15 protein-coding genes are annotated in these 14,078 nt (G+C 71.2%); 11 read left to right on the top strand and 4 right to left on the bottom strand.

What is annotated here, in order from left to right:
• Position 1: 1 nt before the first annotated feature.
• Positions 2-265, bottom strand: a complete 264-nt coding sequence (locus FB563_RS35075; protein WP_055704631.1) for a GlsB/YeaQ/YmgE family stress response membrane protein — start codon at positions 263-265, stop codon at positions 2-4.
• A 212-nt stretch (positions 266-477) separates the two neighbouring features.
• Between FB563_RS35075 and FB563_RS35070 the strand changes: the two genes are divergently transcribed.
• Positions 478-1,938, top strand: a complete 1,461-nt coding sequence (locus FB563_RS35070) for a M6 family metallopeptidase (protein ID WP_055704632.1) — start codon at positions 478-480, stop codon at positions 1,936-1,938.
• Between the two features lie 118 nt (positions 1,939-2,056).
• Here the strand turns inward: FB563_RS35070 and FB563_RS35065 are convergent, their stop codons facing one another.
• A complete protein-coding gene (locus FB563_RS35065) occupies positions 2,057-3,241 on the bottom strand; it encodes an ROK family transcriptional regulator (protein ID WP_055704633.1) in 1,185 nt (394 codons plus the stop codon).
• Positions 3,242-3,359: 118 nt separating this feature from the next.
• Here FB563_RS35065 and FB563_RS35060 point away from each other — a divergent pair, with 118 nt between their 5' ends.
• From FB563_RS35060 to FB563_RS35050, 3 genes are all read left to right on the top strand, one after another.
• A complete protein-coding gene (locus tag FB563_RS35060) occupies positions 3,360-4,811 on the top strand; it encodes an APC family permease (protein WP_079048575.1) in 1,452 nt (483 codons plus the stop codon).
• 88 nt (positions 4,812-4,899) lie between these two features.
• Positions 4,900-5,430 carry a hypothetical protein gene (locus FB563_RS35055; protein WP_055704634.1) on the top strand — a complete coding sequence of 177 codons (531 nt, stop codon included), beginning with the start codon at positions 4,900-4,902 and terminating at the stop codon, positions 5,428-5,430.
• Between the two features lie 55 nt (positions 5,431-5,485).
• A complete protein-coding gene (locus FB563_RS35050; protein ID WP_055704635.1) occupies positions 5,486-6,253 on the top strand; it encodes an ArsR/SmtB family transcription factor in 768 nt (255 codons plus the stop codon).
• A gap of 84 nt (positions 6,254-6,337) precedes the next feature.
• Here FB563_RS35050 and FB563_RS35045 read toward each other — a convergent pair whose 3' ends face one another.
• The gene (locus FB563_RS35045) at positions 6,338-6,772 is read right to left on the bottom strand and encodes an SPW repeat protein (RefSeq protein WP_055704636.1); all 435 of its coding nucleotides are present in this window, start codon (positions 6,770-6,772) and stop codon (positions 6,338-6,340) included.
• 90 nt (positions 6,773-6,862) lie between these two features.
• Positions 6,863-7,783 carry a LysR family transcriptional regulator gene (locus FB563_RS35040; protein WP_055704637.1) on the bottom strand — a complete coding sequence of 307 codons (921 nt, stop codon included), beginning with the start codon at positions 7,781-7,783 and terminating at the stop codon, positions 6,863-6,865.
• Between the two features lie 137 nt (positions 7,784-7,920).
• Here FB563_RS35040 and FB563_RS45640 point away from each other — a divergent pair, with 137 nt between their 5' ends.
• From FB563_RS45640 to FB563_RS35005, 7 genes are all read left to right on the top strand, one after another.
• On the top strand, positions 7,921-8,004 hold the full coding sequence (locus FB563_RS45640; RefSeq protein ID WP_356032329.1) for a putative leader peptide: 84 nt from the start codon (positions 7,921-7,923) through the stop codon (positions 8,002-8,004).
• 134 nt (positions 8,005-8,138) lie between these two features.
• A complete protein-coding gene (gene sfnG, locus FB563_RS35030) occupies positions 8,139-9,260 on the top strand; it encodes a dimethylsulfone monooxygenase SfnG (protein ID WP_055704638.1) in 1,122 nt (373 codons plus the stop codon).
• A 47-nt stretch (positions 9,261-9,307) separates the two neighbouring features.
• Positions 9,308-10,528 (top strand): acyl-CoA dehydrogenase family protein, encoded by a 1,221-nt coding sequence (locus tag FB563_RS35025; protein WP_055704639.1) that lies wholly within the window; start codon positions 9,308-9,310, stop codon positions 10,526-10,528.
• Positions 10,529-10,593: 65 nt separating this feature from the next.
• Complete coding sequence (gene ssuE / locus FB563_RS35020) at positions 10,594-11,148, top strand: NADPH-dependent FMN reductase (RefSeq protein ID WP_055704640.1); 555 nt, start codon at positions 10,594-10,596, stop codon at positions 11,146-11,148.
• Positions 11,149-11,153: 5 nt separating this feature from the next.
• Positions 11,154-12,338, top strand: a complete 1,185-nt coding sequence (locus FB563_RS35015; RefSeq protein WP_055704641.1) for an SfnB family sulfur acquisition oxidoreductase — start codon at positions 11,154-11,156, stop codon at positions 12,336-12,338.
• 25 nt (positions 12,339-12,363) lie between these two features.
• Positions 12,364-13,506, top strand: coding sequence for an LLM class flavin-dependent oxidoreductase (locus FB563_RS35010; protein ID WP_055704642.1), 1,143 nt, complete (start codon positions 12,364-12,366; stop codon positions 13,504-13,506).
• A gap of 28 nt (positions 13,507-13,534) precedes the next feature.
• Positions 13,535-14,074, top strand: coding sequence for an HXXEE domain-containing protein (locus FB563_RS35005; protein ID WP_055704643.1), 540 nt, complete (start codon positions 13,535-13,537; stop codon positions 14,072-14,074).
• The last annotated feature ends 4 nt before the right edge of the window (positions 14,075-14,078 follow it).

Here is a 14,078-nt window from a genome sequence, read left to right as displayed (position 1 = left end):
GTCAGCGGCCTACCCGGGACCGGTCCAGCGCGGCGATCCCGAGCGCGGCCAGGGCGATCTGGATGAACCACTCGATCCAGTCGGGCCCCTTGGTGTCCGCGACCCCGAACCCGGCGGCGATCGCCGAGCCCAGCAGCGCGGCCACGATGCCGACGACGATGGTCCACAGGATGCCGATGTGCTGCCGCCCGGGGACGACCAGGCGGCCCAGCACCCCGATGATGAGCCCGATGACGATGGCACTGATGATGCCCGAGATCTCCATGTGCACCCCTTTTGGTCATGACTCCCGTCAGTCATCTGCCCGCTGTAAGCGGAGGCAGTCCGCTCCGGTTATTGCCGGGACTTTCTGTTCATCCGGGCTTCATGCCATGTACCTTTCAACCACTCGACGCGTGTAGAACCCTCAAGCGGGCTCTACGCGCGCAGACTTGGCGCCCGCACCGCCTCTCCCCACCCCTCATGGAGGTTCGCCGGATGCTCGGATCCAGGAGATCCCGCCGCAGACTCACCACCGCTCTGGCCGGTTTCGGGCTGCTCCTCACCGGAGCCGCCGTCCAGGTCAGCAGCGGCACCGCCGCCCACGCGGCGACCACGCACCGCGTCCTGTTCGACAACGCCCACGCCGAGACGGCCGGCAACGCCGACTGGATCATCTCCACCAGCCAGCCCGACCCGCTCGGCGAGAACCCCTCCCCGTCCGCCGAGACCGACTGGACCGGCGCCCTGTCCTCCTGGGGCGTGGCGCTGCAGAAGACCGGCGGCTACAGCCTGAAGACGCTGCCGTCGGGCTCCAGTCTCAGCTACGGCGGCTCGTCCTCCACCGACCTGTCGAACTTCGACACGCTGGTCCTGCCGGAGCCCAACACGCTGTTCACGAGCGCCGAGAAGACGGCGATCATGAACTTCGTGAAGAACGGCGGCGGTCTGTTCATGATCTCCGACCACACCGGAGCCGACCGCAACAACGACGGCTACGACGCGGTCAAGATCCTGAACGACCTGATGACGAACAACAGCGTCGACTCCACCGACCCGTTCGGCTTCTCGATCGACTCGCTCAACATCAGCTCCGACCACCCGGCGGCGATCGGCGACAGCGCCGACCCGGTGCTGCACGGCTCCTTCGGTACCGTGACCAAGAGCCTCATCGCGAACGGCACCACCGCCACCCTCAAGCCCGCCGACAACTCCGCCGTCAAGGGCCTGCTGTACCGCACCGGTTACTCCGGCAACACCGGCGCCTTCTTCCTGACCAGCACCTTCGGCAACGGCCGCGTCGCCTTCTGGGGCGACAGCTCCCCGATCGACGACGGCACCGGCCAGTCCGGCAACACCCTGTACGACGGCTGGAACGACTCCAGTGCCACCAATGCCGCCCTCGCTCTCAACGCCACCGCCTGGCTGGCGGGTGCGGGCACCAGCAGTGGCGGGGGAGGCGGTGGCGGTGGCGGCACCGGCACCTGCACCGCGGCCCAGCTGCTGGGCAACAACGGCTTCGAGTCCGGCAACACGACGTGGAGCGCGTCCAGCGGAGTCATCACCAACTCGACCGGTGAGTCCGCCCGTTCGGGCTCGTACTACGCCTGGCTCGACGGCTACGGCACCGCCACCACCGACACCCTGTCCCAGTCGGTGACCATTCCGTCCGGCTGCTCGTCGGCGACGCTCAGCTTCTATCTGCACGTCGACACGGCCGAGACCTCTACCAGCACGGCCTACGACACCCTCAAGGTGCAGGTGCTGAACAGTTCGGGCACGGTCCTCGGCACCCTGGCGACGTACTCGAACCTCAACGCCGCCTCCGGCTACACCCAGCGCAGCTTCGACCTCAGCGGCTACGCCGGGCAGACCGTCACGCTGAAGTTCACCGGCACCGAGGGCTCCCAGTACCAGACGTCGTTCGTCCTGGACGACACCGCGCTCAACGTCGGCTGAACCGCCCGGGGGTGGGCCGTACCGGTCCGCCCCCGGTTCCTGCTCACCGGAGGGATGCTCGAGCCAGGGCGCTCCCCGGGTGATGCCGATGACCCCGTGCGGCGGCGCCGGCGGCCCGTCAGGATCCGGCCGTCCTGCGCTCGAACACCTGGTTGCGCGTGGTGTCCAGGGCCGTGGCCACCGCGCCGAGCAGCACCGCGTCCGCGCCGAGCCGGCTCGGCGCGATCCGCGGCCGCAGCGGGGTGAGGGCGCGCACCTGCTCCTGGACCGGGCGCAGCAGCAGGTCGACGCTGTGGCCGACACCGCCGCCGAGCACCACCAGGTCCGGGTCCAGCACCGCGGCGGCCGCCGCCACCGTGTGCGCGATCCGCTCGGCCTCCAGCTCCACCGCCCGCAGAGCGGCCGGATCGCCCTGCCGGGCCGCGTCGAAGACCGCCTTCGCCGTGAGCTGCCCGCTCATCCCGAACTCCCGGGCGGCCTCCACCACGGCCACCCCCGACACCGCGTCCTCCAGCCGCTCCGGCTTCTGCCGGCCCGGCCAGGGCAGGAAGCCGATCTCACCGGCCAGCCCGTGCGCACCGGTGAAGAGCCGTCCCTCGCTGACGACGCCCATGCCCAGTCCGGTGCCGATCAGGATGTAGGCGAAGAGCCGGCTGCCGGTGCCGACGCCGTACGTGTACTCGCCGAGCGCCGCCAGATTGGCGTCGTTGTGCACCTCCAGCGGTACGCCCAGCTCCTCGCGCATCCGGTCGACGAGCCCCGCGCGCCCCCAGCCCGGCAGATGCATCGCGTACCGCACCCGGCGCTGCTTCTCGTCGTAGACGCCGGGCGTGCCGACCACCCCGTGCACCACCTCGGCCGGGTCCACGCCGGAATCGCCGATCACCTGCCGGGCGGTGCCCACGACCAGGTCGGCCAGTGCGGCGGAGGCGCGGGCCCGGTTGCGTACGTCGGCCCGGGCGACGACCGTGCCGTCCAGGTCGGCCACCGCCACCCGCAGCCAGCCGCGGCCGATGTCCACGCCGAGCGCGTACCCGGCGGCCGGGTCGGGGGAGTAGAGGACGGCGGTGCGTCCGCGCTCCGGGGCGTGGGTGCCGACCTCGTGCACCAGGCCGGCCCCCTCCAGGGAGGCCAGCGCGCTGGAGACCGTCGGCTTCGACAGGCCGGTCTCCCGGGCCAGTTGGGCGCGCGACGCCGCGCCGAGGGCGCGCAGCCGGTCCAGCAGCAGCCGCTCGTTGGTGCTGCGCAGCCGGCGCCGGCTCCAGGGCTGTTCCTGCTGTTCTGCGGCGTCACTGACGGTCATCAGGCCATTCTCGGCTATGTGCGGCGCATACTTGACGCCTCTAGTAAGTCTCCTTAACTTTATCGGCCAGTCAGCCCATCGGGTGCCGTCGAGGACGCCCGTCCCGTCAGGAGTCCCCATGTCCGGTAGCCCGCCGCCCACGGGTGGTTTTCTCCGCCGTGTCGGCCTGTTCCAGGCCACGGCCATCAACATGAGCCAGATGTGCGGCATCGGGCCGTTCGTCACGATCCCGCTGATGGTCACCGCCTTCGGTGGTCCGCAGGCGGTCGTCGGCTTCGTCGCGGGCGCCGTCCTCGCGCTGTGCGACGGACTGGTCTGGGCCGAGCTGGGTGCCTCGATGCCCGGCTCCGGCGGCAGTTACGTCTATCTGCGCCAGGCCTTCCAGTACCGCACGGGCCGGCTGATGCCGTTCCTCTTCGTGTGGACGGCGATGCTCTTCATCCCGCTGATCATGTCCACGGGCGTGGTCGGCTTCGTCCAGTACCTGGGCTATCTGGCCCCGGATCTCGGGCAGCGAGCGGGCGATCTGATCGGCCTCGGCGTCATCGCCCTGGTCGTGCTGCTGCTCTGGCGCGGCATCGAGCACATCGCCCGGATCACCGCCGTGATGTGGGCGGTGATGATCGCCTCGGTGCTGCTGGTGATCGCAGCCGCGGCCTCGGACTTCAGCCCGCACCTGGCCTTCACCTACCCGGCGGGCGCCTTCGACCTGACGAGCAACCACTTCTGGCTCGGCTTCGCCGCCGGACTGACCATCGGCATCTACGACTACCTCGGCTACAACACCACCGCGTACATGGGCGCCGAGATCAAGGACCCCGGCCGTACCCTCCCGCGCTCGATCCTCTACTCCGTCCTCGGCATCATGGCGATCTACCTGCTCCTGCAGATCGGCACCCTCGGTGTCGTCGACTGGCGCCGGATGACCGACCCGCACGACATCGCCGCCACCTCGGTCGCCTCGGCGGTGCTGGAGAAGACCTGGGGCAAGGGCGCCGCCGACACGGTCACCGTGCTGATCCTGATCACGGCCTTCGCCTCGGTCTTCACCGGCCTGCTCGGCGGCTCCCGGGTGCCCTACGACGCCGCCCGCGACCGCGTCTTCTTCCGGCCGTACGAGAAGCTCCACCCGAAGCACCGCTTCCCGACGCTGGGCCTCGCGACCATGGGCCTGATCACCGCCGTCGGCTTCCTGATCGGCCGGCACACCGACCTCGCGACTCTGATCCAGTTGCTCACCACGGTCATGGTGATCGTCCAGGCGCTCGCCCAGATCGTCGCCCTCACCGTGCTGCGGCGGCGTCAGCCGGATCTGCGCCGCCCCTACCGAATGTGGCTGTACCCGCTGCCGAGCCTCGTCGCGTTCGCCGGCTGGTGTGTGATCTACGGCTACGCGGACAGGAACTCCCCGGGCCGCCACCCCATCGAGTGGTCCCTGGCCTGGCTGGCCCTCGGCTGTGTGGCCTTCGCCGTCTGGGCGCGGCTGGAGAGGGTCTGGCCGTTCGGGGAGAAGGAGATCAGCGAGGAGTACCTGGCCGGTACGGACCCGGACGTGGCCCCCGTGGGCTGACCAACAGGCCTGTGACGGGCTATGGTTACGGAGTATCGGTTAAGCCTCCCCGGCCCGGACCCGAGTCCGCCGGGGAGGCTTTCGTTTCATGACCGAAACTCTCCTTCCGGATGTCACCGTCCGCCCCGCGACCGCCGCGGACCGGCCGACCGTGGAGCGGCTGTGGCTGATGTTCCGCCATGACCTGTCCGCTTTCCGCGGCGACCTGCCCGCCCCCGACGGCAGCTTTCGCGGCGAGCGGGTCGAGAGCGCCTTCACCGGCCCCGGCTGGACGGCCTACCTGTTCGAGTGCGGCACCCACCCGGCCGGCTTCGCGTTCGTGCGCGGACTCGACGGTCCGGTGCGGGTGCTGAACAGCTTCTTCGTGGTCCGCGGCGCGCGGCGCAGGCGCGTCGGGCTGCGGGCCGTGCGCGCGGTGCTCACCCGGCACCCCGGCCCGTGGGAGATCGCCCATCAGCACGACAACCCGGCCGCCGTGGCGTTCTGGCCCCGGGTCGCCGCGGACGTCGCCGGGGGTGCCTGGACGCGGGAACTCCGGCCGGTTCCGGAGCGGCCCGAACTGCCCCCGGACGTATGGCTGTCCTTCCACGCCGGGGCGGCCGGGTCTGGCCATCCTTGACATGCAAGTGATTGCCTGCATAACGTTGCGTGTGCGATCAGGAGACGACACCGGGATGGACCAGGTCTTCAAGGCGCTGGCCGACGACACGCGCAGACGCCTGCTGGACCGGCTCCACGAGAACAACGGCCAGACCCTGGGTGAGCTGTGCGAGCGCATCGCCATGACGCGTCAGTCGGTCACCCAGCACCTGGCGGTCCTGGAGGCCGCCAACCTGATCGGCACGGTGCGGCGGGGGCGGGAGAAGCTGCACTACCTCAACCCCGTACCGCTCCATGAGATCCAGGAGCGGTGGATCGACAAGTTCGAGCGCCCGCGCCTCGCCGCGCTCGGCGACCTGAAGCGACGAGCCGAGGAAGCCATGACCGACAAGCCGAGTTTCGTGTACGTCACCTACATCGCCGGCACCCCCGAGAAGGTCTGGGAGGCGCTGACCGACGCCGACCTCACGGCCGCCTACTGGGGCCACCGCAACGAGTCCGACTGGCGGCCCGGCTCCCGCTGGGCGCACGTGCGCACCGACGGCTCGGGCATCGAGGACGTGGTCGGCAAGGTGGTGGAGAGCGAGCCGCCCACCCGGCTGGTGACCACCTGGGCCGCGCCCGACGACGAGGGCCGGGAGGACCGCCACTCCCGCGTCACCTTCGAGATCCAGCCGTACGAGGACATCGTCCGGCTGACCGTCGTCCACGAGGACCTGCGCGACGAGGACGAGCGCTCGAACGCCGCCGCCGGCTGGGCGGCGGTGCTGTCGAACCTGAAGTCGCTGCTGGAGACCGGCCGGACCCTGCCGCAGCAGCCCTGGCTGGTGCCGGGCCGCTGAGCGGACGCGGCGGGAGGCCGGCCCGCCCTGCGGACCGGCCTCCCGCCCGCCGGTTCTCTCTCGTGTCCTTTCCTCGCGTCTCCCTTACGGCCTGGGGGTGCTCCGCGCCGCCGTACCGGCACAGACCAGGCCGAGTACGAGCGCCAGTGCGCCGATGATGACGTTGTTGATGATCACTCCCTTGTCCGGGCCGCTGCCCACGATCCAGGGAGCGATGATCAGCCAGACGCCCATGGCGCACATGGCCCAGCTGAGGCCGTACATCCGCTCGGGGGCCCGGGTGAATCCCAGTGCCAGCAGACCTATCGCGATGCCCATGATCAGGTTGTGGGTCATCAGCGCGGGCTGGCTCGTCGTGTAGTGCACTATCCACGGCGATGCGGCGCAGTAGAGCCCGAGCAGGAAGACCGGGCCGTCCACGAGTGCCACATCACGACCACCGAGCATGCGGGCGTAGCGTTCCCGCATTTCGGAGACATCGGGGTGGGTCGATAGATCACCCCTGTGCAGGTTGGCCATGACTCGTCTCCTTTGACTGTGCAGGCCGGACTGCGTCTGGTGCGCTGTGCGGTTACCACCGCATACACCCAGTTTGCTCTTATTTTTTCTTTATGTGTAGGTCTCTGCCGTCTCCGTCAGTTCCCGCGCCCGGCGCACGAACGCCGCGTGCAGGTCGCGGGCCGCCCGCGGCACCGACTCCGCGCGTCGGCGCTGCAGCATCAGCAGCACCCGGGTGGTGTCGTCGGCGATCGGCCGGAAGGTGATCGTGCCGGACCGCTCCAGCGGATCCCCGACGACACTGAAGTCCGGCAGCACCGTGGCCCCGAGCCCCTCGGCGACCATCAGCTTCCCCATCTCGGCCCCGTCGGTGGAGTACGAGAACGCCGGCGTACGGCCGGACAGCAGCCGGTGCACATACCGGTGCATCACATAGCCGGTCCGCATCGCGATCAGTGGCACACCGAGCAGGTCCTCCACGCCCACCACCCGGAGCCGGGCGAGCGGGCTGTCCGGACGCAGGCACACCACCGGGCGGCCGCGCAGCAGCTCCGTGGACTCCATGCCGGCCGGCACGTCGTCGCCGTCCAGGTGATTGACCAGCCCCAGGTCGAAGCCGCCCTCGGCGAGCCCGCGCTGGATCTCCGTCTGCTGTGCGCCCACCACCTCCACCTGGGTGACGGGGTGTGCCGACCGGAACTCCCGCAGCACGGGAATCAGCAGCGCCACGGTCGCCGCGTTGACCGTGCCGACGCGCACCATGCGGCTGATGCGGTGCTGCTCGCCCGCCGCCGCCCGCAGCCGGTCCACTGCCTCCAGCACGCTCACGATGTGCGGCAGCAGCTCCCGGCCGGCCGCGCTCATCGTGGCCCCCGACCGTTTCCGCTCCAGCAGGTCGACGCCGAGTTCCCGTTCCAGATTGCGCACGGTCTCGCTCAACGCGGGCTGGGACAGGCGCAGTTCGTCGGCCGCCCGGCGCAGTGAGCCGAGCCGGGTCACGGCCGCTATGTATTCCAGCTGTTCGGTCCGCACCGTCGCACAATGCGTGCGCGCCGAGGCCCGGTTCAAGGGTTTTCCTGTCACACCTTCGTGAAATTCAATGGTCCGCGATACGAGACCGGTCGGGTTTTCCTTGACGCTCCTCGCCGGCGGCTGCCACGATCGACGGCATGACGATGCGACTGGACCTCACGCGGCGACGCCATGTCGACCTCGCGCGCGTCTCCAGCGCCTCCTGTTGCGCCGCGGCCTGATCGCCCGACTCTTCCCGTCGAAGCGCCGCTCTTCGCTCACCTTCCGGCACCGCCCGAATTCCCGGCCTGTCCCGCGCCCGGAATTCGACGTGCCCGGAAAACATCACCGAGCAATTCCGCACCAGGAGTTCCGCATGCCCGCAGCGCCCGTGAAATTCGCCTACTGGGTCCCCAACGTCAGCGGGGGACTCGTCACCAGCACGATCGAACAACGCACCGACTGGGGATACGACTACAACCGCGAACTCGCCGTCCTGGCCGAGAACAACGGTTTTGAGTACGCCCTCAGCCAGGTCCGCTACATGGCCAGCTACGGCGCCGAGTACCAGCACGAGTCGACCAGCTTCAGCCTCGCCCTGCTGCTCGCCACCCAGCGCCTGAAGGTCATCGCCGCCGTCCACCCCGGACTGTGGCACCCCGGTGTCCTCGCCAAACTCGGCGCCACCGCCGACCACCTGTCGGGCGGCCGCTTCGCCGTGAACGTCGTGTCCGGCTGGTTCAAGGGCGAGTTCACCGCGCTCGGCGAGCCCTGGCTGGAGCACGACGAACGCTACCGCCGCTCCGAGGAGTTCATCACCGCCCTGCGCAGGATCTGGACCGAGGACCACGCCGAACTCGCCGGTGACTTCTACCGGTTGCGGGACTTCTCCCTCAAGCCCAAGCCGCTCAACACCCCCGAGCGCCCGCACCCGGAGATCTTCCAGGGCGGCAACTCCACCGCGGCCCGGCGGATGGCCGGCCGGGTCTCCGACTGGTACTTCTCCAACGGCAAGGACTTCGACGGCGTCGTCGAGCAGCTCGCGGACGTCCGCGCGGCCGCCGCCGAAGCGGGCCGCACGGCACCGAAGTTCGGCCTCAACGGCTTCCTCATCGCCCGGGACACCGAGGCCGAGGCCCGCGAGACGCTGCGGGAGATCGTCGCCAAGGCCGACACCGAGGCGGTGGAGGGGTTCGGCGCGGCCGTGAAGCAGGCGGGGCAGTCCACGGCCGACAGGAAGGGCATGTGGCAGGACTCCGCCTTCGAGGACCTGGTCCAGTACAACGACGGCTTCCGCACCGGGCTCATCGGCACGCCGGAGCAGATCGCCGAACGCGTCGTCGCCTACAAGAAGCTCGGCGTCGACCTCCTCCTGCTCGGCTTCCTGCACTACCACGAGGAGGTCGAGTACTTCGGCAAGCGCGTGCTGCCCCTCGTACGGGAGCTGGAGGCCCAACTCCCCGACCGCGAGCCCGAGTCCGTCCCCGCCCACGCCTGACCTGCCCCCGCTTTCGCGCCGCACCGCGAGAAAGAGGTCGACCCAGCATGAGCAGCACGCAAGCACCCACCGACTGGTCCACCCGCCCCGCCCCCACAACCGCCCAGGACTGGATCGCCCGCGCCACCGAGGTGGCCGCCGTCCTCGCCACCGACGCCGCCGCCCGGGACCGGGCCGGCGCCACCCCGCACGCCGAGGTCCGGCTGCTGAAGGACTCCGGACTCGTCACCCTGCTCGGTCCCGTCGAGCACGGCGGCGGGGGCCAGGACTGGCCGACGGCCTACCGGGTCGTCCGGGAGATCGCCAAGGCCGACGGCTCGATCGGACAGCTCCTCGGCTACCACTACCTGTGGTTCTGGGCCGCCCGTTTGGTCGGCACCCGCGAGCAGTGGGAGCAGGTGGAGGCCGAGGCCTCCCGCGGCCGCTGGTTCTTCGGCGGCGCCGTCAACCCGCGCGACAAGGACGTGACCGTCACCGAGGACGGCGACGACCTGGTCTTCACCGGCCGCAAGTCCTTCTCCACCGGCAGCAGGGTCTCCGACGTCACCGTCCTGGAAGGCGTCTTCGAGGGCACCGACAAGCACGTCTTCGCCATCGTGCCCTCCGACTCCCCGGGCCTGACCTTCCACGACGACTGGGACAACATCGGCCAGCGGCTCACCGAGAGCGGCAGCGTCACCCTCGACGGCGTCCGCACCCCGTGGTCCTCGGCCGCCGGATACGTGGACAAGGAGTTCCGGCCCCGGGTCTACAACACCCTCAACGTCCCCACGATCCAGCTCGTCTTCGCGAGCTTCTACCTCGGCATCGCGGCCGGCGCGCTTCGGACGGCGGCCACCTACACCCGTACCAGGTCACGTTCCTGGCTGCACGGCGGCCATGAGCGCGCGGTCGACGAGCCGTACGTCATCGACATCTACGGCGACCTCACCGCCAAACTCTGGGCCGTGGAGGCGCTCGCCGACGCGGTCGCCGCCGAGGGGCAGAGGCTGCACGACGATCCCGACGCGGTGACCGCGCAGGCGCGCGGCGAGTTCGAGGTACGGGTGGCCGCGGTGAAGGCACGCGCCACCGACGTCGCGCTGGAGATCACCAGCCGCATCTTCGAGGCGACCGGCGCCCGCTCCACCGCCACCGCCGAGGGCCTCGACCGGTTCTGGCGCAACGTGCGCACGCACACCCTGCACGACCCCGTCGCCTACAAGCGCCGCGAGGTCGGCCGCTGGGTCCTCGAAGGGGAACTGCCCGAACCCACCTGGTACTCCTGACCGCATTCCTCCCCGGGCGCCCGTCCCCGTACGGGCGCCCGGCGCACCCCAGAAACGAGGCACCCATGGCCACCGTCCTGTCCGTCTCCGGCAGCCCCTCCGCCTCCTCGCGCACCGGCCGCCTGCTGCGCCACCTCGATCAGCGGCTGACCGCCCGGGGCCACGAGGTGATCCCGCTGGACGTCCGCACCATCCCGGCCGAGGCCCTGCTCGGCGCCGACTTCCGGCACCCGGCCATCGCCCGGGCCACCGAGCTGTTCGCCCGCGCCGACGGCGTCCTGGTCGGCACACCCATCTACAAGGCGTCGTACTCCGGAGTCCTCAAGGCGCTGCTCGACCTGCTCCCGCAGTACGCGCTCACCGGCAAGACCGTGCTGCCGCTGGCCACCGGCGGCTCCACCGCTCATGTCCTCGCCATCGACTACGCGCTGCGCCCGGTGCTGAACTCCATGGGCGCCGCCCATGTCGTCCAGGGCTGGTTCACCCTCGACAAGGACATCACCGTGCGCGAGGACGGCTCGGTGACCGTCGCCCCGGCCACCGCCGAGGCGCTGGGGCAGGTGGTGGACCAGTTCTCCGCCGCCCTCGACCGCACCGCGGTGCTGGCGGCGGCGGGCTGACCGTCATGAGCGCACATGTCATCGCCGACGACGCCGAGGCGCTCGCCGTCGCCGAGGCCCTGGCCGCCGAGTTCCGCGCCGGGGCCGCCGAGCGGGACGCACAGCGGCGGCTGCCCCGGGCCGAGGTGGACCGGCTGTCCGCCTCCGGGCTGCTCTCCGTGACCGTGCCCGCCGAGCACGGCGGCGCCGACGTACGGGCCGCGACCCTGGCGGAGATCTTCCGGCTGCTCGGCTCGGCCGACGGCAGCCTCGCCCAGATCCCGCAGAGCCACTTCGTCTACGTCAATGTGATCCGCCGCCAGGGGACGGAGGAGCAGCGGAAGTTCTTCTTCGCCGAGCTGCTGGCCGGGCGCCGCTTCGGCAACGCGCAGTCCGAGGCCGGCACCCGGCACGTCCAGGACATCCGCACCCGCCTGGAGCCGCGCCCCGACGGGTCGTACCTGCTGACCGGCGTCAAGCACTACAGCACGGGAGCGCTGTTCGCCGACTGGATCCCGGTGCTGGCCCGCGCCGAGGACGACAACCTGCACGTCGCGTACGTCCCCCGGGACGCCCCTGGGGTGACCGTGGTCGACGACTGGGACGGCATGGGCCAGCGGACGACGGCCAGCGGAACCGTCCGCCTGGACGCCGTGCCGGTGCCCGCCGACCGCGTCCTGCCGCACCACCTCACCTTCCAGGGACCCCAACTGCACGGCGCCGTCGCGCAGTTGCTGCACGCGGCCATCGACACCGGCATCGCCCAGGGGGCGCTCGCCCAGGCGGCGGAGTTCGTCCGCACCCGGAGCCGGCCCTGGTTCGAGAGCGGGACCGAGACCGCCGCCGAGGATCCGCTCCTGATCCAGCGCTTCGGTGAACTCGCCCTCCAGGTGCGGGCGGCCCAGGCACTGCTGAAGGAGGCGGCCCGCACGGTCGACGTGGCCCGCGGGCACCTTACCGACGACTCGGCGGCCGAGGCGTCCATCGCGGTGGCCGCCGCCAAGGTGCGGGCGGCCGAGGCCGCGGTGGAGGTGGCGAGCGCGCTGTTCGAGGTGGCCGGTACCCGCTCGGCCCTGAACTCCCTCAATCTGCACCGGCATTGGCGCGACGCCCGCACCCACACCCTGCACGACCCGGTCCGCTGGAAGGTCCAGCACATCGGCCGGTACGTGCTCAGCGGAACCCGGCCGCCCCGGCACGGTCTGCTCTGACGGACACTCGCGAACGGAGACCCACGTGTCCCTCACCTTCCACTGGTTCCTGCCCACCAACGGCGACAGCCGCCATGTCGTCGGCGGCGGCCACGGCACCCCGGCCACCGCCTCCGGCCGGGACCGGCCCCCGACGGTCGCCTACCTGAGCCAGATCGCCCGGGCCGCCGAGGACCTCGGCTTCACCGGCGCGCTCACCCCGACCGGCGCCTGGTGCGAGGACGCGTGGCTGACCACGGCCATGGTCAGCCAGAACTCCGAGCGGCTGAAGTTCCTCGTCGCCTTCCGGCCCGGCTTCGTCTCGCCGACACTCGCCGCGCAGATGGCGTCCACCTTCCAGCGGCAGACCGGCGGACGGCTCCTGCTGAACGTGGTCACCGGCGGCGAGAGCCACGAGCAGCGGGCCTACGGCGACTTCCTCGACAAGGACGCCCGGTACCGTCGTACCGGCGAATTCCTGCACATCGTGCGGGACCTGTGGGACGGCAAGAGCGTCGACCTGGACGGGGAGCACCTGCGGGTCGAGGACGCCAGACTCAGCCGGGTGCCCGATCCGGTGCCGGAGGTGTACTTCGGTGGCTCCTCGCCGGCCGCGGGCGAGGTCGCCGCCCGCTACGCGGACGTGTATCTGACCTGGGGCGAGCCGCCCGCCCAGGTCGCCGAGAAGATCGCCTGGATCCGCACGCTGGCCGCGGCACACGGCCGGACCCTCCGCTTCGGCATCCGGCTGCACGTCATCACCCGCGACAGCTCGGCGCAGGCCTGGGCGGAGGCCGACCGGCTGCTCGACGGCTTCGACCCGGAGACGGTCCAGGCCGTGCAGGCGGGGCTCGCGCGCAGCGAGTCGGAGGGCCAGCAGCGCATGCTCGCCCTGCACGGCGGCAGCCGGGAGAGCCTGGAGATCCACCCCAACCTGTGGGCCGGGATCGGCCTGGTGCGCGGCGGCGCGGGCACCGCGCTGGTCGGCAGTCATGATGAGGTCGCCGAGCGGATCGAGGAGTACCACGCCCTGGGGATTGAGGAGTTCGTGCTGTCCGGCTACCCGCACCTGGAGGAGGCGTACTGGTTCGGTGAGGGGGTGCTGCCCCGGCTCGCCGCACGGGGCCTGTGGACGCATCCCGACGGCGGGGCGCCCGCTCCCTCGGCCCAGGTGCCGTTCGCGAGCTGACCAACGGGCCCTGGCAGACTGCGGGTTCATGACACGAGGACCGAACGAGGCCGCCGGGGCGGCCGTCACCTGGGGACTGCTGGCCGCGTGGGCCGTGCACGACACGGAGGAAGTGGTCATGGTGCCGCGCTGGGTGCGCACCCGGGTGCCGGAGCTGCGCAAGTGGTTCCCCCGGGTGCCGGAGTCCGTGTGGCGGCGGCTGGAGGCCGTGGACGCGCGGGAGTTCGGCACCGCCGTCGGCGCGATGGCGGTGGTGCTGGCCGCCGCGTGCGCCGACGGCCACCGCACCGGGGGCCGGTCCGCCGTCTACCGGACGGCGCTCAACGCCTTCGGCCTGCACGGCCTGGTCCACCTGGCCCAGGCGGCGGCCTTGCGCGGCTACACACCGGGCTCCGCGACCACACCCCTGGTGGTCCTGCCGTTCACCGTGTGGGCCCGGGGCCGGCTGCGCCGCTCCGGCGTCCTGCGCCCGGCCCGGCCACGGGATGTGGCCCAGGGCCTCGCCCTCGCCGCGGTGGCGGCGGCCGGCACCCACGCACTGGCCCAGGGCGTGCTGCGACGCCGCTGACGGC

This window comes from Streptomyces puniciscabiei (assembly GCF_006715785.1).
Classification (GTDB): Bacteria; Actinomycetota; Actinomycetes; order Streptomycetales; family Streptomycetaceae; genus Streptomyces; species Streptomyces puniciscabiei.
This window is presented reverse-complemented; position numbering and strand designations above follow the sequence as displayed.